The sequence below is a fragment of the Burkholderia multivorans ATCC BAA-247 genome (genome assembly GCF_000959525.1).
Taxonomy (GTDB): domain Bacteria; phylum Pseudomonadota; class Gammaproteobacteria; order Burkholderiales; family Burkholderiaceae; genus Burkholderia; species Burkholderia multivorans.
Genome location: NZ_CP009832.1, coordinates 493,032 through 513,771, shown reverse-complemented (window position 1 = coordinate 513,771; position 20,740 = coordinate 493,032). Strand labels below are relative to the sequence as shown.

General features: G+C 63.8%; 19 protein-coding genes and 1 tRNA gene. 2 read left to right on the top strand and 18 right to left on the bottom strand.

Features of this window, described 5'->3' with window-relative positions; all coding sequences use genetic code 11:
* Nucleotides 1-30 precede the first annotated feature (30 nt).
* Together NP80_RS14860 and NP80_RS14855 are read right to left on the bottom strand one after the other, a co-directional pair.
* Entirely contained in the window at nucleotides 31-4,674 is a 4,644-nt protein-coding gene (locus NP80_RS14860; protein ID WP_006411145.1) for an RHS repeat-associated core domain-containing protein, read from the bottom strand.
* A 56-nt stretch (nucleotides 4,675-4,730) separates the two neighbouring features.
* Complete coding sequence (locus tag NP80_RS14855; RefSeq protein ID WP_006411144.1) at nucleotides 4,731-7,910, bottom strand: type VI secretion system Vgr family protein; 3,180 nt, start codon at nucleotides 7,908-7,910, stop codon at nucleotides 4,731-4,733.
* A 321-nt stretch (nucleotides 7,911-8,231) separates the two neighbouring features.
* Here NP80_RS14855 and NP80_RS14850 point away from each other — a divergent pair, with 321 nt between their 5' ends.
* Nucleotides 8,232-9,032, top strand: a complete 801-nt coding sequence (locus tag NP80_RS14850; RefSeq protein ID WP_035947651.1) for a transporter substrate-binding domain-containing protein — start codon at nucleotides 8,232-8,234, stop codon at nucleotides 9,030-9,032.
* A gap of 112 nt (nucleotides 9,033-9,144) precedes the next feature.
* Here the strand turns inward: NP80_RS14850 and NP80_RS14845 are convergent, their stop codons facing one another.
* The 8 genes from NP80_RS14845 to NP80_RS14810 form a co-directional block, all read right to left on the bottom strand.
* A complete protein-coding gene (locus NP80_RS14845; RefSeq protein WP_006400562.1) occupies nucleotides 9,145-9,348 on the bottom strand; it encodes a hypothetical protein in 204 nt (67 codons plus the stop codon).
* A 693-nt stretch (nucleotides 9,349-10,041) separates the two neighbouring features.
* A tRNA-Thr gene (locus NP80_RS14840) sits at nucleotides 10,042-10,117 on the bottom strand.
* A 19-nt stretch (nucleotides 10,118-10,136) separates the two neighbouring features.
* Entirely contained in the window at nucleotides 10,137-10,658 is a 522-nt protein-coding gene (locus NP80_RS14835) for a ClpXP protease specificity-enhancing factor (protein WP_006406974.1), read from the bottom strand.
* Nucleotides 10,659-10,730: 72 nt separating this feature from the next.
* Entirely contained in the window at nucleotides 10,731-11,342 is a 612-nt protein-coding gene (locus NP80_RS14830) for a glutathione S-transferase N-terminal domain-containing protein (protein WP_006400565.1), read from the bottom strand.
* 94 nt (nucleotides 11,343-11,436) lie between these two features.
* On the bottom strand, nucleotides 11,437-12,195 hold the full coding sequence (locus NP80_RS14825) for a cytochrome c1 (protein ID WP_006400566.1): 759 nt from the start codon (nucleotides 12,193-12,195) through the stop codon (nucleotides 11,437-11,439).
* A gap of 21 nt (nucleotides 12,196-12,216) precedes the next feature.
* Nucleotides 12,217-13,599, bottom strand: coding sequence for a cytochrome b (locus tag NP80_RS14820; RefSeq protein ID WP_088930118.1), 1,383 nt, complete (start codon nucleotides 13,597-13,599; stop codon nucleotides 12,217-12,219).
* On the bottom strand, nucleotides 13,596-14,216 hold the full coding sequence (gene petA / locus NP80_RS14815) for a ubiquinol-cytochrome c reductase iron-sulfur subunit (protein WP_006400568.1): 621 nt from the start codon (nucleotides 14,214-14,216) through the stop codon (nucleotides 13,596-13,598). Before petA ends, NP80_RS14820 begins: the two co-directional genes overlap by 4 nt.
* A 218-nt stretch (nucleotides 14,217-14,434) precedes the next feature.
* Nucleotides 14,435-15,181 (bottom strand): Nif3-like dinuclear metal center hexameric protein, encoded by a 747-nt coding sequence (locus NP80_RS14810; protein ID WP_006406975.1) that lies wholly within the window; start codon nucleotides 15,179-15,181, stop codon nucleotides 14,435-14,437.
* Nucleotides 15,182-15,202: 21 nt separating this feature from the next.
* Between NP80_RS14810 and NP80_RS14805 the strand changes: the two genes are divergently transcribed.
* The gene (locus tag NP80_RS14805) at nucleotides 15,203-16,411 is read left to right on the top strand and encodes a Do family serine endopeptidase (protein ID WP_006400570.1); all 1,209 of its coding nucleotides are present in this window, start codon (nucleotides 15,203-15,205) and stop codon (nucleotides 16,409-16,411) included.
* A 170-nt stretch (nucleotides 16,412-16,581) separates the two neighbouring features.
* Here NP80_RS14805 and tatC read toward each other — a convergent pair whose 3' ends face one another.
* From tatC to hisF, 8 genes are all read right to left on the bottom strand, one after another.
* Nucleotides 16,582-17,364 carry a twin-arginine translocase subunit TatC gene (gene tatC, locus NP80_RS14800; RefSeq protein ID WP_006400571.1) on the bottom strand — a complete coding sequence of 261 codons (783 nt, stop codon included), beginning with the start codon at nucleotides 17,362-17,364 and terminating at the stop codon, nucleotides 16,582-16,584.
* Nucleotides 17,365-17,405: 41 nt separating this feature from the next.
* Nucleotides 17,406-17,942 carry a Sec-independent protein translocase protein TatB gene (gene tatB / locus NP80_RS14795; RefSeq protein WP_006411135.1) on the bottom strand — a complete coding sequence of 179 codons (537 nt, stop codon included), beginning with the start codon at nucleotides 17,940-17,942 and terminating at the stop codon, nucleotides 17,406-17,408.
* A 24-nt stretch (nucleotides 17,943-17,966) separates the two neighbouring features.
* Nucleotides 17,967-18,197, bottom strand: a complete 231-nt coding sequence (tatA, locus tag NP80_RS14790; protein ID WP_006400573.1) for a Sec-independent protein translocase subunit TatA — start codon at nucleotides 18,195-18,197, stop codon at nucleotides 17,967-17,969.
* Nucleotides 18,198-18,288: 91 nt separating this feature from the next.
* On the bottom strand, nucleotides 18,289-18,654 hold the full coding sequence (locus tag NP80_RS14785; RefSeq protein WP_006400574.1) for a histidine triad nucleotide-binding protein: 366 nt from the start codon (nucleotides 18,652-18,654) through the stop codon (nucleotides 18,289-18,291).
* A gap of 31 nt (nucleotides 18,655-18,685) precedes the next feature.
* Entirely contained in the window at nucleotides 18,686-19,078 is a 393-nt protein-coding gene (locus NP80_RS14780) for a DUF4870 family protein (RefSeq protein ID WP_006400575.1), read from the bottom strand.
* 71 nt (nucleotides 19,079-19,149) lie between these two features.
* Nucleotides 19,150-19,515 carry a phosphoribosyl-ATP diphosphatase gene (locus NP80_RS14775; RefSeq protein ID WP_006400576.1) on the bottom strand — a complete coding sequence of 122 codons (366 nt, stop codon included), beginning with the start codon at nucleotides 19,513-19,515 and terminating at the stop codon, nucleotides 19,150-19,152.
* Nucleotides 19,512-19,928 (bottom strand): phosphoribosyl-AMP cyclohydrolase, encoded by a 417-nt coding sequence (hisI, locus tag NP80_RS14770; RefSeq protein WP_006411137.1) that lies wholly within the window; start codon nucleotides 19,926-19,928, stop codon nucleotides 19,512-19,514. Before hisI ends, NP80_RS14775 begins: the two co-directional genes overlap by 4 nt.
* Nucleotides 19,928-20,701 (bottom strand): imidazole glycerol phosphate synthase subunit HisF, encoded by a 774-nt coding sequence (hisF, locus tag NP80_RS14765; protein ID WP_006406979.1) that lies wholly within the window; start codon nucleotides 20,699-20,701, stop codon nucleotides 19,928-19,930. Before hisF ends, hisI begins: the two co-directional genes overlap by 1 nt.
* Between the last annotated feature and the right edge of the window lie 39 nt (nucleotides 20,702-20,740).

Below are 20,740 nucleotides of genomic sequence, written 5' to 3'. Positions count from 1 at the left end.
CCATGTTTTTCACATCTTGCGTGAGCCATATTATCTGACCTTCATTTTAAATCCACGTTGAGTAAGATACCGTGATTGACCCAAAGGCCCAGAGGGAACGTTTTCTCCACCGGCCCGCAGGACATTCGCAACGTGATCGACGCAACTATTTGACCTCTCATCATATTGACCTAACTGCCGTCCGATTTGGGCCTGCTGATAGGCAATCGCAGCATTGGCATTCGGAAGGGGTACTTCCGTGGTATGAAGGATGGGGTCGCCCACCATTAACCTTTCGCGCCTCTCGTTTACAACTGTTGTAGTCGTATCGCCCGTGATTACTTGATGAGTATGGACAGATGCAGTCGGACTCTGCACTTCAACCGTATAGTGCCCAGTTCGGCTTCCCGTATCGTAGTGTCGAATCACTGCCTTACCAGCACATGGTGTGAGTCCAAGGGGGTCGATCCATTGAGTCGGATTCGCCGTATGCCGGAACAGGTTGATTCCACCGGCCACGCCGACCGGGTCTTGCGATGTGAAACGCCCAATGCTGGAATCATAATACCGGTGCCGGTTGTAATGCAGCCCCGTCTCCTCATCCTCCTGCTGCCCCTGAAACCGCAACGAATTCCTCGCCACGATCCCCGCCGCCTTCGACGCCCGCGCGATCACCCCCCGCGCTTCGCCCCACGCCTTGTACGACGCTTCCCAGACAACATCCCCATCCTCGTCCGTCAGCAACTGCGGCGTGCCGATCTGGTCGCAGTGGTAATAGAAAAGCTTCGCGTCAGCCCGCCGCTGCGGCACCTTCTGCAGCGGATCGTCCTCCGGCACGTACCGATCGCTGCTCTTCCACTCCGGCGTCTCGATTCCGAGAACCGGCTCGGCCACATACTGCGCGAGCGGCACGAACGTCCCCGGCTCGTAGATATAGTGCGTGCCGCGCTCTCCATCGCTTTCGTACGCGAGCGTGTCGCCATCCCATCCGAACACCGTCCGCTCGCCGTTCACCTCCTTCGCGATCCGGCGGCCGAACGCGTCGTAAAAGTACCGCGCCTCGCTCTGCCGCGACGTCTCCGCAACGCGCGCCGACAGCAGACGGTTGAACGCATCCCACTCGTATTCCTGCTCGCCCGCCGGCGTATGCTTGCGCACGAGATTGCCCCGCGCGTCGTACTCGAAGCGCATCCCCGCATACGCCTTCAGCAGGTTGCCGAGCACTTTCGGTACCTCTGCCGGCAACGTGCTTTCCGGCCGCACCGGGCTCGGCCGCGACGCAGGCGTGTCGCTCGATCGCGCCGGATCGACGATATTGCTCGCCGGATCGAACGCGAACCGCTCCTTCGCGACCGGGCTGATCGCCTCGATCAGCCGTCCGACCGGATCGTACCGATAGTCGATGCCGCCCTTGCGGCTGTCCTCGATCCGCGACAACTGACCGGCCGCGTCATAGCGATACCGTCGCTCGACCAGCGGCGCCGGCGACGTGGACCGTTGTATCGTCTGTTGCAGCACGCGTCCGGCCGGATCGTAGTGCGTGCGTTGCCCGACCTTGCTCGACAGCATCCGCACCGTCTCTCGATGCAGATCGTCGCGCTCGAATTGCACGCGCTCGTCGCCATCCAGCAGCATCCCGTGCACGTGCCCGGAGCCGTACATCAGCCAGTCGATCGCGTGGCCGTCAGGTCGCACGGTGCGCCGTCGATTGCCGAGTTCGTCGTATTCGTGATGCCACACGTAGCTGCGTCGCTCGCCGAACACATTGTAGGCGTGATGCTCTCGGACGAGGTTCCCGACCGGGTCGAAGAAGAACTGCACGCGACTGTAGCGGTTCACCGCGTCGATCAGGCGGCCACTCCGATCGTACGCAAACCGCTCCTCGCTTTCGCCAGAAGCACGCTTCAGCAGCCGCCCGTTCACGTCGAGGTCAACCGACGTCACGCAGCCGGCTTCGTCGACGGCAACGAGACTACCGCTGTCCTTGTCGTATTGATAACGCGTCGACTTGCCGTCGAAGCCGATCTCTTCGATCAGCCGTCCCGCCGGATCGTAGTGGAACTGATACGTTGCGAAGTTCGCATCGGTCAGTGCAGTGAGCCGGCCGAGACGATCGTAGCGATACGCAATCGTCTGCCCGAGTGCGTCTGCGCGGCTCGCAATGCGGCCCGCCGCGTCGTAGCTGTATCGCGTCGAACGGTTCAGTTGATCGGTATGCCGCAGCAATCTGCCTTCGGCGTCGTACTGCACGTGCTCGACGCCGGCGGGAGAACGAATCTCCGACAGCTGCCCGTTAGGTCCGTAACCATAAGCGACCACGCCGCCGGACGCATCCTTGGCCTCCACCACGCGTCCGATATCGTCGTACTGCCACTCCGTCTTCTTTCCGGAGCAATCGGTGTAGCTCGTGAGCTGCCCGGCGTCGTTGTATTCGAGCGTCTTGGTCCCGCCCTTCGCATCGGTGATCTGCGTCGGCAACCCCTTATCGTTGTACGCATACTTCGTCGCGTGCTCGAGCGGATCGATCTCCTCGACGAGATTGCCCGCATCGTCGTACTTGCGCTGCCACACGTGCCCATTCGGATCGACGAGCCGGATCATCTGGTCCTTGTCGTCGTACGCCATCTCGATGATGCTGCCGTCGGCGCGTTCGTGCCGAACGAGATTGCCGCGTGCGTCGTATTCCCTGCGCTCGATGCTGCCATCCTGCCGGATATGCAGCACCAGATTGTGATTCGCGTCGCGACGGAACCACTCCTGATTGCCATCCGGATACACGATCCGGTACACATAGCCGTGAATGTTGAAGTAGTACCGCGTCATCCGACCAAGCGCATCGGTCACGTATGTGAGGCGGATGTTCGGATTCCATGCGAGCCGAATGTCCAGGCTGCCGTCATCCGCATATTCACGAATGCATTTCGCGTCCGCGTTGTCTTCGGCATCCGCGCCATCCCATTCGAGCGACATGCCGCGGCCCGTTCGATCTGTATAGCGCGTCACAAGATGCCGGTGATATTGATACGTCCGTGCATTGCCATGGCGGTCGACCGCACGGACGAGATCACCGTTCGCATCGTATTCATAGCTCGCCAACGTACGGCGCTCACCGTCCTTGAGCACCTGCTCGATCTGTACGATCCGGCCATGCCGGTCATGCTCGAGCGCAAGCACATTGCCGCTCGCGTCGATCAGGCGCGCGAGGCGATCAAGCGCATCGTAGTCCAACGTGACGGTGTTCCCGGCGCGATCTTTCTGCATCGCGAGCCGGAACGCATCGCCTCGGCGTTCGTATACATGCAGAACGTCATGGCCGTATGCGATCGTCGCCCACGTATCGTCGAGCCGCGACAGCGTCAGGTTCTCCGACAGATCGTCGTGCACCGCTCCGGCCGCGAGTGCCGGGTAGTCGATGCTGCGCCCCTCTGCATCGCGGTAGATCCACCGGTCGTTCTTGACGTCGATGCGCGTCGTATAAGGCGTGATCCAGCGTGCACCCAGCTCGCCGCTGTCATATGCAGACAGCCGCGAGCGATAGGTACGCTCCCATACGAGCGGCAACGCGCCCGGCAGATCGAAATCCACGTGCGAGAACGTCTCATCGCCGAACGCGAAATCGATGGAAGCCGGTGACCCGCCGATGCCGCAAGCCTTGCATTTGCTCTTTCCCTGCCCTTCGGCCGGTGCCTGCGCGTCGGTTTTCTCCAGCCCCTCCTGGCCGCGCGTCTTCTTCGCCTGACTCTTTCCGGCGGCCTTGACGTCCGCACTCTGTTCATGGAGCTTCGCGCGCGCCTTCACACGCCCAACGGCCTCGATCAACTGCAACACGAGCCACATCATCTTGCCTTCTTCGCTCCCGGCGAGCGAACGGATCGACGTTGCGACCTTCGGCGCCTCGGTCCGCAGGAAGGTCACCGTGCCGCGAAACGGCTCCAGCCACGCGTCCGGCGCGAGCTTCGCCATCGTGCCCGCCGTCTTGTTCGCTACCTTCTTGCCAAGTGCCTTGGTGCCCTCGTATGCGAACTGGATGCCGTCACCGACGCGGCTTGGGCTGTACCACGGCCGATCGTCGGCGATCTTCTTCGCGAGCTGCTGCTGACGTCTCAGATTGCCGCCGGCGTCGAAGAGCTGCCCGTGCAGCGCCTTGTCCATGCCGTTCGCCAGCGCGATCATGATCTCTTCGCACTTCGACGCGCAACCGTCGAGCAGCTCGGTGAGTCCGGCCTTCAGCTTGTTGAGAAAATCCTCGATTTCGGTCGCGCATGTCGCGTTGATGTGCGTGACCAGCACGGAGATGATCGCTGCACCGAGATTGTTGCGCGTTGCCAGTAATTCGTGACGAACGAGCGCGAGTAGCGGACGCGCCGACATCCGGAACGGCGCAAGCGTTGGCGGAATCGGAATGATGCCGAGAAGATTGATCGCGAGGCTCATGTAATCGAGCACCTGGCCGCCGCGTTTCTCGACGATCTCGGCAATATCGCCAAGCGCGTCGACCATCGCCATGATGTTGCCGACGATCGGCACCGCGCCGGCAAAAGTCTTCACGTCCTCGAACGTAATGTGGTTGCCGCTGATCCGGCGCAACCACGCGTCGAAGCGGTTGCCGACTGCGGCGACGTCCTTTGGCGAAACATCGCTAAGCCAGGTAACGGCCTGTTCTTTCTCGGCGCCCGGTGGAAGTTGCTGTGCCATGTCGTTTTTCGTTCAAATCGCGATTTGTTGTTCTCGACGGCCGATACGCCGCCCTCTCAGGATTTAAGCGGGCCGCCGAAGCCGCTGGTCGGCAACTTCATGCCGGCGGCGCCGCCAGCCGATGCCATCGCCGTAGCGCCCTTGCCGGCGATCCCCGCCACACCGGGCAAAGCGCCCTGCAGCGCCCCGGATGCAGCATTCGCGGCTGGCGCAGCCAAGGCCGCGAGGCCGCCTTGACGCGCGGCCTGCACCATCCCCGCCACCTGCTTCGCGGCGCTGCCCAAGCTTGAAGCGGTCTGCAACGCGGACACCGCACCCGCGCCGCCCAGCGCAGCCGCCGCAGCCGGCAACGCGGAGCTCGCCAGTCCGCCCAACGCAGCACCGGCGTCGCCTCCACTCGCCAGCCCCGCCGCAGCCGTCGCAGCCGCGGGCGCCATTCCCTTCAACTGGCTGGCGAGCTGACCGGCTGCCGCGGCCTGCGCACCGTCCGGCGACGGCGTGACAGGCTCGGCCGGCCACTTCGCTTCCTTGAAGTAGTTCGCCGGCTGATCCGACTCGCGCGGATCCTTTCCGAATTCGACACGCACTGCGCCGGGCGGCAGTCCGCTCACAACCGTATAGCCGCTGTTGTCGAGCGCCCCCTTCTTCAGCACCGCGCCGTTCACGTCCTTCACCGTGAACAAGCCGCCCTTCACCGCCTCGCCGTTCGCATACTTGTGAAACAGTTCCAATTGCCCCGGCTGATCGGGCCTCGGGCTCGGCAACGGATAGCCCATGCTCGCCGGCCCCGCGAACGTATGCGACGCGCCCTTCACATCGACCGCACCCGGCGTATGAATCTCGATGTTCCCGCCTTGAATACGGATATAGCCGCCGCCGCTCGTCAGCAGAATCCCCTGATCGGCCGCGATCTCGATCCTGTCGGTTGCGGACACAACCTTTACCGCCTTCTGCGCAGTCACTTCGACGTTGTCCGACTGCGCCTGGATCTCCACCTTGCCCTTGCCCGCGAACAGCTTCATCCCCGCGTTCTGCACGAACAGGCTCAGCTTCTGTCCGATGCTCGCGATCAGCGACTTGCCTGCGGCCACGTGCACGCTCTGCCCGCTCGCGACGTTCACGTGATCGTTCGCGACCATGTGCACCGACTGCTGCGTCGACATCGCGATCCCCGAGGGGCTGCCGAACAGCATCACCGGTTCCTTGAATGCGTTCGCGCTGCCCGTTCCACCGCCCGCAGTACGCCCGCCCGACGCACTGCCCGACACGCTGCTTTGCGTCGCGTCCGCGAATGCGCGCATCGTGTCGTGCGCTTCCTTCAGGCTTTCCGCCTGATGCTGTTCGCTCACGCCCGACATCGCTTCGATCAGGCTCTCGCCGGTCACGAGCTGCTGCTGCGCTTCCTTCACGTCGAGCGGCTGGCTGTTCGCCGCCTTTGGATGCGTGGTCACGTACAGCCCCTGACTCGCGCGCACCGCACCGTACGCATCCGAGCGCAGATCGAACCCGCTGCCGAGATACGAGCCGCGCGCATTGCCGTTCTGATCGATGATGTAGCCCAGATGCAGCAGGCTGTTCGCGCTGCTGCTCATCAGTTGCACGCGGTTCTGCCCGGTGGCGTCGTCCATCACGAGCTGGTTGTAGCCGCCGCCCGCGTATTCCTTCGATCGATATCCGGACAGAATGCCGTCGCTATGCCACTGCGGCTTGTTCGCGCCGTTGTACACGCGCCCGACCGCAAGCGGCCGGTCGCAGTCGCCGCCGACGTAGTCGATCAGCACTTCCTCGCCGATTCGTGGCACGTGCACGCCGCCGTAGCCGCCGCCGGTGTCCGACTGCACCACACGCACCCAGCACGATGCGTTCTCGTTGCCCGGATTGAGGCGATCCCATACGAACTGCACGCGAATCCGGTTCAGCTCGTCGGTATAGACCTCCTCGCCCTGCGGACCAACGACGATCGCCGTCTCGAGGTGCATCTTCGGCTTCGCGTGCTCGAACGGGCTGCGATACGGCACGCTCGTGCGCTGCGCCTCGACTTCGACGAGATAGAAGCCGAGCGAACCGTCGGGATGCGGCACCTGAAGTTCTCGCATGTCCCCGTATCGAGCGCGTACCTGTGCGAGCGACGACGCAAGGCTGTGCGGAAAATTCGAATCGCTCTCGGACACGGGCAGGTTGTTCTCGATCCACCATGCGACTTCGATCGTCGCGAACTCGCGCTGGTCCGCCGGATCGCGATCGTGTTCGGGATGGTCCGCCAACGTAAAGCGCCGGCCCGCATCGATAGCACGCACGCCGCCCGCGCCATGAAAGCGCTTGGCCTGCGATTCCCACTCCTCCATCCGGATCTTCGTCAGATGGTCGCCGCGTGTCTGGTCGAGATACGTGTACGCGCCGGTGTATTCGTAGACTTCGAGCTGGTCGGGCAATTCGCCCTGACCGGCCATCGTCGGCAGCGACGTGCCCTTCGGGTTCGACGGCTGCGACGGATTCTTGTAGTCGAACGTGCGCGTCGTGCGCGTCACGCTCTGCAGCGTGCGCGTGCCCGACCATTGCGTGAACGCGTCGGCTTCGCTCGCCGCCCCGCCGCGATAGAAACGCACGGTCTCCGGCGACAGCGGCGCAAACGCCTGCAGGTTGTCGGTGATCACGAGCGTATGCGACTTGCCGTCGTCGGCCTGCTGCCACGTGCAATAGAGCCCCTCGTCCTCCAGCAACCGATGGATGAAATGCCAGTCGGTATCGTGCTGGCGCGTGTACGAGCGGTTCGGCAGCGGCTTGGATAGCGCGAAGCGGAAGTGGCCCTGCGCTTGCGGATGGCAGTTCAGGACGTCGGAGATGATCTGATCGACTGCCGCGTCGTTCCAGATGCGCTGATCGCGGCGAAACTTCAGAAAATGGGTGAAATCGGCGAACGTGAGCTGATAGGTTGTCAGCCCACCGTCGGCGCCGAGTCGGCGCGCGGTATGCACGTAGCCGTTGATCGGCCGGTAGCTGCGATCGGCCTGCTGGAGCCAGAGCGTGATCGGCTGCGCGATCAGTTTTTTGAGTTCCAGATCGCTGTCGGTCGACAGCACGTCGAGCGCGAATTCGTACGCGCGCCCAATGCGCGAACGCCCGACCGCGCGCTGTACGGTGAGGACATTGGCTCCCAGCGGCGTATCGAGCTTCAACAGCCGGTCCCGCTGAAGCAACCCGCCGCGCAATGCGGCAATTGTGTTCTGCATGTTCATGGCTACGGCCTTTTCTTCTTTTGACGCACCCTCGGCGGCGCGAGCATTCGACTTCGCTCGCGCGATTTTACAGACAAATCTCGGCGTTTCTCGTAAAACTGACCTGATTTAAAAGAGCGGTAATTCGAACGCGCCAAAAATCGTTTTGCGTGCCACCGCGCGGATCCGTCGCCGTTGCTTTTTGCCGTTGAAATCGATTGCAATCAGGGCCAATTCGACTTTCGGCGCGGCCCAGTTGCGAGTAGTGTCGACGTGCCGTATTCCGGCCGCGACCGCTGCCCGGGCTCGCCCAACCACACACTGAACTACTGGAGATCCGCGATGAAACGTACGAAGTTCCTGCTGTCGGGCCTGCTGCTTGCGTCGGCCCTCGGCTTTACGGCTGTCGCCGCCCACGCCGAAGACCTGCTCGACTCCGTGAAGAAGGCCGGCGTGCTGCGCGTCGGCCTCGAAGGCACGTATCCGCCGTTCAACTCGCGCGGCACGTCGGGGCAGCTCGAGGGCTTCGACGTCGACGTCGCCAATGCGGTGGCCGGCAAGCTCGGCGTGAAGACGCAGTTCATCCCGACCGAATGGAGCGGCATCATCGCGGGCCTGCAGGCCGGCAAGTTCGACGTGATCGTGAACCAGGTGACGATTACGCCGCAGCGCAAGGAAGCACTCGACTTCAGCGAGCCGTACACGTATTCGGCTGCACAGCTGATCCAGCGCAAGGACGACAAGCGCGACTTCAAGTCGCTCGAGGATTTCAAGGGCAAGAAGCTCGGCGTGACGCTCGGCACGAACTACGATCAGATGGCGCGCAGCGTGCCCGGCATCGAGGTGCAGACGTATCCGGGCGCGCCGGAAAAGCTGCGCGACCTGGCCGCGGGCCGGATCGAGGCGACGCTCGACGATCGGCTGATGCTGCCGTACATGATCAAGACGTCGAATCTGCCGCTGCGTGCCGGTGCGGTGCTGAACGGCGGCAAGCAGGAGATGGCGATCCCGTTCCGCAAGGGCAATCCGAAGTTCGAGAAGGCGATCAACGATGCGCTGGAGTCGCTGCGCAAGGATGGCATGCTGAAGAAGATCTCGATGCACTGGTTCGGCAGCGATGTGACGGTGCCGGTCGCCCAGTAAGCGGTTCGCCGCGGTTTCGTTGCGTCACGCCGTTCGCCGGTGCGGCGGCGTGACGCGTTTCTGCGGTTCTGTACCGGGCTCTTCTGTTCCGGTCTCCTCCGTTTCGTCTCCGTCAAGCCGCCTCGTCGAAGCGCGCGAGCAGCATCTGGCCGATCGGCGTCAATGCGGGGCGCGCCGCTACCGCGCTCATGCGCGCTTGCGTATCGTCAACCAGACGCTTTTCGACGAGAACGGTGAAAGCCGGGTTGGATCGATCGACGCTGTCCGGCGCGCGGGCGACGCGAAGCAGCATCGAAAATTCATGCGGACTCAACATGACGGTTGTCTCCTGATCGTTCGCGATTCATTCAGGATGAATCGGCGTCGATCGTGTCTTTGAATGAACGGTGCCATGCACGAAACGGTACGCGTTGCAGGGAGCGAGATCCCGGACGCCCTTAGGCGACGCGGGCACGTCGTCGCTCGAGGGTTGCGCACGTCCTGACGCGCGAACGTATCGCCGCGGATTCAGGTACGCATGTACGGATGTCGCGGGAGCCTTTCTGTCTGGCAAAAAAGCCCGGGAAACAATACATTGGCACCCGAATTGCACGCGAGGCCGCGCCAGGAAGGAGCAACCTTATGGCCGCATCGTGACGCGACCGTGACATGAAAACGGGGGAGCAACGAGGCGGTATGTGCGCGGCCGGTTTCGCCGTCCATCTGATTGCGGCCGATGATATGCATCGGGTTGGCGCCGTAGTGCCGGAACACGACGGGGATCGCGGCAACGGAGCCGAAAACCTCAAGCCCGGGGATACGGGAAAACGGCAGGGTCGGTTTTATCGGATTTGCCGTTGTGGCACGCGTCGGCCCGGCCGACAGCTTGACCTCCGCGCGATGGCGATTCGTGCGCGCCCGTCAACTTGGACGAGCCGTCTGCGAGCACGGTCTCATCGTTTGGAAACGCGAGCGGCTTATCGGAAATGCGAAGGGGTTACGCAAACATCGCGTAACCCCTTGATTTTACTGGTGCCGGCTGCAGGACTCGAACCCGCCACCTGATGATTACAAATCAACTGCTCTACCAGATGAGCTAAGCCGGCGTAAGCGCGAGATTCTACCTCATTTCACGATCTTGAGGCGAGGCCTGCTGCTGCCTTTCGACCCGTCGCCGTCGCTCTTCGGCGGCTCGTCCGCGCCCTCCGACGGCTCCTCGTTGGCACCTGCATCGCCGACCGGCGTCAGCCCGGCCGACGACTCGCCGCGCTGCGCATCGTCCGCGTGCTCGGCATCGTCGTCGAACGCACCGGAGTCCTCGCCCTCACCGGCCACCGCATCGACCTGAAACGCCATCCCCTGCCCGTTCTCGCGCGCATAGATCGCGAGCACGTTCGCCACGGGAATCTCGATCTTGTGCGCCTTTCCGGAGAACCGCGCAGTGAACTCGACCCACTCGTTGCCCATCTGCAGCTGGCTCGTCGCCTCGAAACTGATATTGAGCACGATCTCGCCGTCACGCACGAACTGACGCGGCACGCGTGTCGAATTGTCGACTCTCACCGCGATATGCGGCGTGTAACCGTTATCGGTGCACCACTCGTACAGCGCGCGCAGCAGATAAGGCTTCGTTGAAATCTCTTGCATCACAATCCTCGAACCCGGGGCGGGCAAGGCGGCATCCCGCACTGCCCGCCCCGTCATGCCTTCATTGCATCATCAGCGACGCATGACCTTTTCGGACGGCGTCAGTGCTTCGATGTACGCCGGACGGCTGAAGATCCGCTCGGCATACTTCATCAGCGGCGCAGCATTCTTCGACAGCTCGATCCCGTAGTGATCCAGACGCCACAGCAGCGGCGCGATCGCGACGTCGAGCATCGAGAATTCCTCGCCGAGCATGTACTTGTTCTTCACGAAGATCGGCGCGAGCTGCGTCAGGCGATCGCGGATCGCGAGGCGCGCCTTCTCGTGGTTCTTCTCCGCCGCCTTGCCCTTCTCGTTCTCGAGCGTGCTGACGTGGACGAACAGTTCCTTCTCGAAGTTAAGCAGGAACAGACGCGCACGCGCGCGCTGCACCGGGTCGGCCGGCATCAGTTGCGGATGCGGGAAGCGCTCGTCGATGTACTCGTTGATGATGTTCGATTCGTACAGGATCAGGTCGCGCTCGACGAGAATCGGCACCTGGCCGTACGGGTTCATCACCGAAATGTCTTCCGGCTTGTTGAACAGGTCGACGTCGCGAATCTCGAAGTCCATGCCCTTCTCGAACAGCACCAGCCGGCAACGCTGGGAGAACGGGCAAGTTGTGCCGGAATACAGAACCATCATATTTGCGTTTCCTCAAAAAAGCCGAGGGCCGGCGCGCGGCGAAACCCGTTGCGCGAGTTTCGCGTTGCGCCGGCCCCACGCCGGTCAGGCGTGATTACTTGATATCTTTCCAGTACGCGGCATTGAGCCGCCAGGCCAGGAAAGTCAGGACACCGAGAAAGATCAGCACCCATACGCCGAGGCGCTTGCGGGTCTGCTGAGCCGGCTCGGCCATCCACGTCATGTACGCCACCAGGTCGGCAACGGCAGCATCATAATCGGGCGGCGACAGCGTGCCCGGCGTGACCTGCTGAAAGCCGACGAGCGTACGCACCTTCTCGCCCGTCTCCTCGTCCGTCTTTTCCTCGAATTTCGCGGCGCGCTGCCCCTGCAACTGCCAGAGCACATGGGGCATGCCGACGTTCTCGAACACCGCGTTGTTCCAGCCGGTCGGCCGCGTATCGTCGCGGTAGAAACTCCGCAGATACGTATACAGCCAGTCGCGGCCGCGCGCGCGCTCCTCGACCGACAGGTCGGGCGGCGTGGTGCCGAGCCAGTTCTTCGCGTCTTCGGGCCGCATCGCGACGGTCATCGTGTTGCCGACCTTGTCGGTCGTGAACAGGAGATTCTTTTCGATCTCCTTCTGGGATATGCCCAGATCCGTCAGACGGTTGTAGCGCATCAGGTTCGCGCTATGGCAGTTCAGGCAATAGTTTACAAACAATTGCGCGCCGTGCTGAAGCGAAACGAGATTTTCCGTGTTATCGGGCGCCCGGTCGAGCGGAAAATTGCCCTCCGCCGACGCGGCGGGCGCGCCCAGCAGCGCACACGCGGTCGCGCCGATCAGCGCGAGCGTCGAAAGCAGTTTCTTCATGTCGTTCTCTCCTCGCTCACGTTAATGGGGCTTGAAGCGCACCCGTTCCGGCGGCTGCTTGAACGTGCCAAGCGGCGTCCAGACCGGCATGCCGAGGAAGAACGCGAAATAGATCAGCGCGCAGCCCTGCGCAATCAGCGTCGCGGCCGGCGACGGCGGCCGTGTGCCGAGGAACGCGAGGGTCAAGAAGGCGGCGACGAATATCCCGAGGAACACCTTGTGGAACAGCGGCCGGTAGCGGATCGACTTCACCGGACTGCGGTCGAGCCACGGCAGGAAGAACAGCGTGATCACCGCCGAACCCATCACGACGACGCCCCAGAACTTCGACTCCGTCAGATACATGAACACGACGATCGCGGCGGCCAGCACGGGCAGACCGATCTTCCACTTGCCGCGCGCGCGGATCAGCGCAAGCACGCCGAGCAGCGCGATCACGATCATTAGCACGATCTTGAACGGGTCGGTGGTCGCGCGCAGCATCGCGTAGAACGCGGTGAAATACCAGACCGGCGCGATTTCGGGCGGCGTCTGCAGCGGGTTCGCCGGCACGAAGTTGTTCGACTCGAGGAAGTAGCCGCCCATTTCCGGCGCGAAGAACACGATCAGCGCGAACACCATCAGGAACACGCAGACGCCGAAGAAGTCGTGCACCGAGTAGTACGGATGGAATGGGATGCCGTCGAGCGGAATGCCGTTCGCGTCCTTCTTCGCCTTGATCTCGATGCCGTCGGGGTTGTTCGATCCGACCTCGTGCAGCGCGACGAGGTGCGCGACGACGAGCCCGACCAGCACGAGCGGAATCGCGATCACGTGGAACGCGAAGAAGCGGTTCAGCGTGACGTCCGACACGACGTAGTCGCCGCGAATCCACAGCGACAGGTCGGGGCCGACGAACGGGATCGCCGAGAACAGGTTCACGATCACCTGCGCGCCCCAGAACGACATCTGGCCCCACGGCAGCAGGTAGCCGAAGAATGCCTCGGCCATCAGGCAGAGAAAGATCGCGCAGCCGAAGATCCAGACGAGCTCGCGCGGCTTGCGGTACGAGCCGTACATCAGCCCGCGGAACATGTGCAGATACACGACGACGAAGAACATCGACGCGCCCGTCGAGTGCATATAGCGGATCAGCCAGCCCCACGGCACCTCGCGCATGATGTACTCGACCGATGCGAACGCGAGCATCGAGTCGGGCTTGTAGTTCATCGTCAGGAAGATGCCGGTGACGATCTGGTTGACGAGCACCAGCAGCGCGAGCGAGCCGAAGAAGTACCAGAAGTTGAAGTTCTTCGGCGCGTAGTACTCGGAAACGTGCTTCTTCCAGGTGGTCGTCAGCGGGAAGCGCTGGTCGATCCAGCCGGTGAGACCTGTCGTGGAGACTTCCTTGTTGTCGGCCATCACGCTTCTCCTTTCTCGTCCTTGCCGATCACGAGGGTCGTCGCCGACGTGAACATATAGGGCGGGATGTCGAGATTCTGAGGCGCCGGCTTGTTCTTGAACACGCGGCCGGCAAGGTCGTACGTCGAACCGTGGCACGGGCAGAGGAAACCGCCCGGCCAGTCGTCCGGCAGGTTCGGCTGCGGACCCGGCGTGAAGCGCTGGCTCGGCGTGCAGCCGAGGTGCGTGCACACGGCCATCACGACGAGAATGTTCTTGCGATCGGCCCGCGAGCGATATTCGTTCGCGCAGTACGCGGGCAACGGCATCGAATACGGGGATTTCGTGTTGGGGTCGGCGACTTCCTTGTCGGCCTTGACCACGTCGGCCAGCATCGCGTCGGTACGATTGAGGACCCACACGGGCTTGCCGCGCCACGGCACGGTGATCATTTCGCCGGGCTTCAGGCCGCTGATATCGACCTCGACCGGCGCCCCGGCCGCTTTGGCTTTCGCGGACGGCGCCAGCGACGCCGCGAAAGGTATGACGGTGGCAACGCCTCCTACGCCACCTGCTACGGATGTCGCAATCAGCCAGGTACGGCGGCCGCTGTCGACGCGTTTCTCTTCCTTGTCTCGCATCACACGCCCCACTTCTGAGTTGGATTTACCGTCACGACTTTCCATTCCGCCGCTAGTTTGCGCGAATGGAGTCGCCATTTACAAGGCCCGACGGCAAAAATCCCCTCGAAGTGATTGATAGTCAAGGGTTTTCCCCCACTATAGGAGCAGTTAACTCACAGGCGTTTTAAGCGAGCGCTTCATAGACGCTTTTCGATGCGCCGCCGCAATTCCGGCCGTCAGACCGGATTGTGAATATCGATGAACAGGTGTTCGAGGTCGAATTGCTCCGACAAATGCGCACCAAGTGCCTGGATTCCGTAGCGTTCCGTCGCATGGTGCCCTGCGGCAACGTAGGCGACGCCGCTCTCCGCGACCGTATGCGTGACGAATTCGGATACCTCGCCGGTCAGGTACACGTCGGCGCCGGCCTCGATCGCCGCGTCGAAATAGCTCTGCGCCGCGCCGGTGCACCACGCGATGCGGCGCAGCTGCATGTCGCGATCGCCGAGCACGAGCGGTGCGCGGCCGAGCGTGTTCTCGACCTTCGCGACGAAGTGCTCGAGCGTGACGGGCATCGGCAGCGTGGCCATCCAGCCGAGATCGCCGTCGCCGAAATGCGACTCGCCGATCAGGCCGAGCTTCGCACCGAGCTGCGCGTTGTTGCCGAACTCCGGATGCGCGTCGAGCGGCAGATGGAACGCGAACAGGTTCAGGTCGTTCGCCAGCAGCAGCTTCAGGCGCTGGTACTTGCGGCCGGTGATCTGCGGCGCCTCGTTGCGCCAGAAATAGCCGTGATGGACGAGGACCGCATCGGCGCCCCACTCGAGCGCCGCCTCGAGAAACGCGACCGAAGCCGTCACGCCGGTCGCGATCTTCTCGATCTTGCGGCGCCCCTCGACCTGCAGCCCGTTCGGGCAATAGTCCTTGAAGCGCGCGGTTTCGAGGGTATTGTTCAAGTACAATTCAAGTTCGATCCGATCCATATAAACCTCTAATCCATTCAGATGCTTAGACGCTTCTGGCTGTTCTTCGCGCAAGCGGTCACGGTGCTGCTCGCGCTGATGTTCATCGTCGTGACGCTCAAGCCGCAATGGCTGCAACGTCAGGGACAGCTCGGCAAGCAGCTCGCCACGCCGATCGTCGCGCTGCGCGAAGTCGCGCCGGGCAGCATCGGCGGTGCAGCGGCGACCACGTCGTACGCCGATGCCGCGCAAAAGGCGATGCCGGCAGTCGTCAACGTATTCTCGAGCAAAGACGGCTCGCTGCCGCCCGATCCGCGCGCGAAAGATCCGCTGTTTCGCTATTTCTTCGGCGACCGCAACGCGCGCAAGCAGCAGGACGAACCGGCGGCCAATCTCGGCTCGGGCGTCATCGTGAGCCCGGAAGGTTACATTCTAACGAACCAGCACGTCGTCGACGGCGCCGACCAGATCGAAGTCGCGCTCGCCGACGGCCGTACCGCGACCGCGAAGGTGATCGGCAGCGATCCCGAAACCGATCTCGCGGTGCTGAAGATCAACATGACGAACCTGCCGACGATCACGCTCGGCCGCTCCGACCAAGCACGCGTCGGCGACGTCGTGCTCGCGATCGGCAACCCGTTCGGCGTCGGCCAGACGGTCACGATGGGCATCATCAGCGCGCTCGGCCGCAACCACCTCGGGATCAACACGTTCGAGAACTTCATCCAGACCGACGCGCCGATCAACCCCGGCAACTCGGGCGGCGCACTCGTCGACGTGAACGGCAACCTGCTCGGAATCAACACGGCGATCTACTCGCGCTCGGGCGGCTCGCTCGGCATCGGCTTCGCGATTCCGGTGTCGACCGCGCGCACGGTGCTCGAGAGCATCATCACGACCGGCTCGGTCACGCGCGGCTGGATCGGCGTCGAACCGCAGGACGTGACGCCGGAAATCGCCGAGTCGTTCGGGCTCCAGCAGAAATCGGGCGCGATCGTCGCGGGCGTGCTGCAGGGCGGCCCGGCCGACAAGGCCGGCATCAAGCCGGGCGACATCCTCGTGACGGTCAACGGCGAGGACATCACCGATACGACGAAGCTGCTGAACGTCGTCGCGCAGATCAAGCCCGGCACGTCGACGAAGGTGCACGTGGTGCGCAAGGGCAAGCAATTCGACGTCAACGTCGTGATCGGCAAGCGTCCGCCGCCGCCGAAGCAGACGCTCGACGATCAGGACAGCGACACCGAGTAACGCGCGCCGCGCGGCCGGCATGGCGCACCGCGGTGCGCGGGCCGGCAGCCGCCGCGATCGCAAACGGCGGACACGCAACGAAAAAGGGCAGCCGGCAGGCTGCCCTTTCTACTTTCGAGCGCGACGTGCAAGCGGCGCGGCGCACGTCGGCGGCATGACCGGCCCGCCGCTCAACTCGCGGCGCCGTTCTCCGCTTCGGCCTCGGCGCTCGGCTTCGGCACGAAGAATCGCGCGGCGAGAATGCCGGCCTCGTACAGCACGACGAGCGGCAACGCGAGCATCAATTGCGAGAATACGTCCGGCGGCGTGACGACCGCCGCGACGACGAACGCGCCGACGATCACGTACGGCCGGATTTCCTTCAACTTCTGCAGCGTCAGCACGCCCATCCGCACGAGCAGCACGACGACGATCGGCACTTCGAACGTGACACCGAACGCGATGAACATCCCGAGCACGAAACTCAGGTAGTTGTCGATATCGGTCGACATCTCCGCGCCGAGCGGGGCGTTGTAGTGCGCCATCACGCGGAAGATCGTCGGGAACACGAGGAAGTACGCGAACGCCATCCCGCAGAGGAACAGCACGTAGCTGCTGCCGACGAGCGGCGCGACGAGCTTCTTCTCGTGCTGGTACAGCCCGGGCGCAACGAATGCCCAGATCTGGTACAGCACGACCGGCAGCGCGATCACGAGCGCGACGAGCATCGTGACCTTCATCGGCACGAAGAACGAGCCCGTCACGTCGGTGACGATCATCTTGCCGCCCTTCGGCAGATTCTCCATCAGCGGCCGCGCGAGCAGCCGGAAGATGTCGGGCGCCCAGTAGACGAGCCCGAGAAACACGACGATGACGGCCAGCCCCGCGCGGATGATGCGATCGCGGAGCTCGACGAGATGGGAAATGAAGGTTTCTTCCGGAGCGTCGTCCGGATTCTGCTGGGGGTCGCTCACACCGGCCCTCGGTAGGATTGACGAGCGCGCATGCGCTCAGCTCAGAAGAAGCGCGCCGGCCGGCGCAGGCTCGCCGGCTGGTGCCGCGCGACGCGCGCCGCGCCCGATTGCACGTGCGTGCGGCGCGTCGTGGCGCGCTTGTACCAGACCGGCGTCGCGCTCTGCTTCACGCGCCAGTTGCGCCGCTTCGGCGCCGACGCCGCGACGCTGCCGCGCCATGTCGGGGCGGCCGGCTGCGGATCGGATTCCGACGAAGCCGACGTGCCGTGCACCGCGTCGTTCAGACCGCCGATCGCCGCATTCCACGATTCGTTGAGGTCCTTCTCGTGCTCGCGCAGGTTGTCGTGAATCGTCGTCTCGACGTTGCGCGCCGCCGTCTCGAAATCGCTTTTCATCGTGCGCAGCGCATCGAGCTCGATTTCGCGCGAGACCTCGGCCTTCACGTCGTTGATGTAGCGCTGCGCGCGGCCGAACAGCGCGCCGGCCGTGCGCGCAACGCGCGGCAGGCGCTCGGGGCCGAGCACCACGAGCGCGACGACGCCGATCAGCGCCATCTTCGAAAGACCGAGATCCAGCATCGCGAATGCCTGTCAGCGCCGGCGTTACGCCTTGTTCGAATCGGAACGCGTCGCTTCCTTCGCGTTCACGTCCACCGTGCCCGAGCGCGGCAGTTGCTGCGCGTCGGCCGGCGCATCGCCGTCCTTCATGCCGTCCTTGAAGCCCTTCACCGCGCTGCCGAGATCGTTGCCGATGTTGCGCAGCTTCTTCGTGCCGAAAACCAGCGCGACGATCAGCAGCACGATCAGCCAGTGCCAAATGCTCAATCCACCCATGATGAAACCTCTCCTCAACCACGCCGCGCGCGGCGCAAATCGCCGGCGACGCGCCGGCTTCGACTGTCAATGCGGAAAATGCCCCGCGCCGTCAACCCATCCGCTGCCACGGGCGCGGGCCGGCCAGGATGTGCGCGTGCAGATGGTAAACCTCCTGCCCGCCGCCGGGGCCCGTGTTGATCACGGTGCGGAAACCCGTTTCGCCGCCCGTATACGCGACGCCCAGCTGATCGGCAAGCCGCGCGACGAGCACCATCAGCCGGCCGAGCATCGGCGCGTCGTCGTCGGTCGCCGCCGACAGCGTCGGCAGATGGCGACGCGGGATCACGAGCACGTGCGTGTCGGCCGCCGGGCGGATGTCGCGGAACGCGACGAATTCGTCGTCCTCGTGCACTTTCGTGCTCGGGATTTCGCCTGCCGCGATCTTGCAGAACAGGCAATTCGGATCGTGACTCATGTTGCTCCTGCTGGTGCCCGCACGCGGCCCGTCAGAACCAGGCCTGCGGATCGAGCGCCTTGTTGTCGTTCAGGTACAGCCAACCCTTGATGATACGGTACAGCGTCCAAATCCACGTGACAAACATCACCGCGAACCCGACCGCCACGAACGCGAGCGCGAATCCGATCACGTAGGCGATCAGCGCGCGCCAGAACGTGCGGATCTGCCACTCGAAGTGATCGGCGTACGGCGTGCCGGCCACGTCGCCGCGCTTCACGTAGTTGATGATGATCGCGATGATGCCCGTGATCCCGCCGGTCAGCCAATGGATCGCGTACAGCGCGTACAGCACGTGCGTGAGCGTGCGCAGCCCCTTCAGGCGCTCGGCCTCCGCCGCGGCGGACACCGCCGGCGGCGGAAACTGGCTCGACGTATCGGTCATGATGCTACCCCCGTCAGATGACAATTCTTACAGCTTACCGCACGACCGCCATCGGCGCGGGTCGGCGTACGTCAGCCGCCGTTTGCCTCGCGCTCGCGGCGCTTGCGCAGCGCCTTCTCCTCGATCCCCGACAGCCCTTCGCGCCGCTCGAGCTCGGCGATCACGTCGGCCGGGCTCAGATCGAAATGCGACAGCATCACGAGGCAATGGAACCAGAGATCGGCGACCTCGCCGACCAGCGCGGACGGCGCGCCGCCCTGGCGCACGTCCTTCGCGGCCAGCACGACTTCGGTCGCCTCTTCGCCGATCTTCTTCAGCACAGCGTCGTCGCCCTTGTGGAACAGGCGCGATACGTACGATTGTTCGGGATCGCCGCCCTTGCGGCTGTCGATCACGCCGGCGAGGCGCAGCAGCGTGTCTTCGGTCGATTGCGTCATTTGTAGATATGTTCGGGGTCTTTCAGCACCGGATCGACCGCGACCCACTGGCCTGCGTCGACGGTGCCTTCGAATTTCTGGAAGAAGCACGAATGCCGGCCGGTGTGGCAGGCGATGCCCGACACCTGCTCGACCTTCAGCAGTACGACGTCTTCGTCGCAGTCGAGCCGCACCTCGTGCACGTGCTGCACGTGGCCCGACTCCTCGCCCTTGAACCACAGGCGCTTGCGCGAGCGCGAATAATAGACCGCGCGCCGCGTCTCGATCGTCTTCGCCAGTGCTTCGCGGTTCATCCACGCGAACATCAGCACGTCGTTCGTCGACGCTTCCTGCGCGATCACGGGCACGAGGCCGTTGTCGTCCCAGCGGACCTTGTCGAGCCACGCGGGCAGCGGTTTCGTTTCGGTATTCATCACAGCCTCACCGGGATGCCCTGCTCGGCCATGAAGCGCTTCGCTTCGCCGACCGTGTGCTCGCCGTAGTGGAAGATGCTCGCGGCGAGCACCGCATCCGCACGGCCGTCCTTGATGCCGTCGGCCAGATGCTGCAGCGAGCCGACGCCGCCCGATGCGATCACCGGCACCGGCACCGCGTCGGACACGCCGCGCGTGAGCGCGAGGTCGAAGCCCGACTTCGTGCCGTCGCGGTCCATGCTCGTGAGCAGGATCTCGCCCGCGCCGAACTCGGCCATCTTGCGCGCCCATTCGATCGCGTCGAGGCCCGTGCCCTTGCGGCCGCCGTGCGTGAACACTTCCCAGCGCGGCGGCTCGCCGTCGGCCGACACGCGCTTCGCGTCGATCGCGACGACGATGCACTGCGAACCGTACTTGTCGGCCGCGTCGCGCACGAGCTGCGGATTCGCGACTGCCGACGAATTCATGCTGACCTTGTCCGCGCCCGCGTTGAGCAGGCGCCGCACGTCCTCGACGGCGCGCACGCCGCCGCCGACCGTCAGCGGGATGAAGACCTGCGACGCGACGGCCTCGATGATCGGCAAGATCAGGTCGCGCTGGTCGGACGTCGCGGTGATGTCGAGGAACGTCAGTTCGTCGGCGCCCTGCTCGTCGTAGCGGCGGGCGATCTCGACGGGGTCGCCCGCATCGCGCAGTTCGACGAAGTTGACGCCCTTGACGACACGCCCGGCAGTCACGTCCAGGCAGGGGATGATGCGTTTAGCTAGAGCCATGATGTTGCGCCAAATGCCGCGACGGGGACGGCCGGTTAC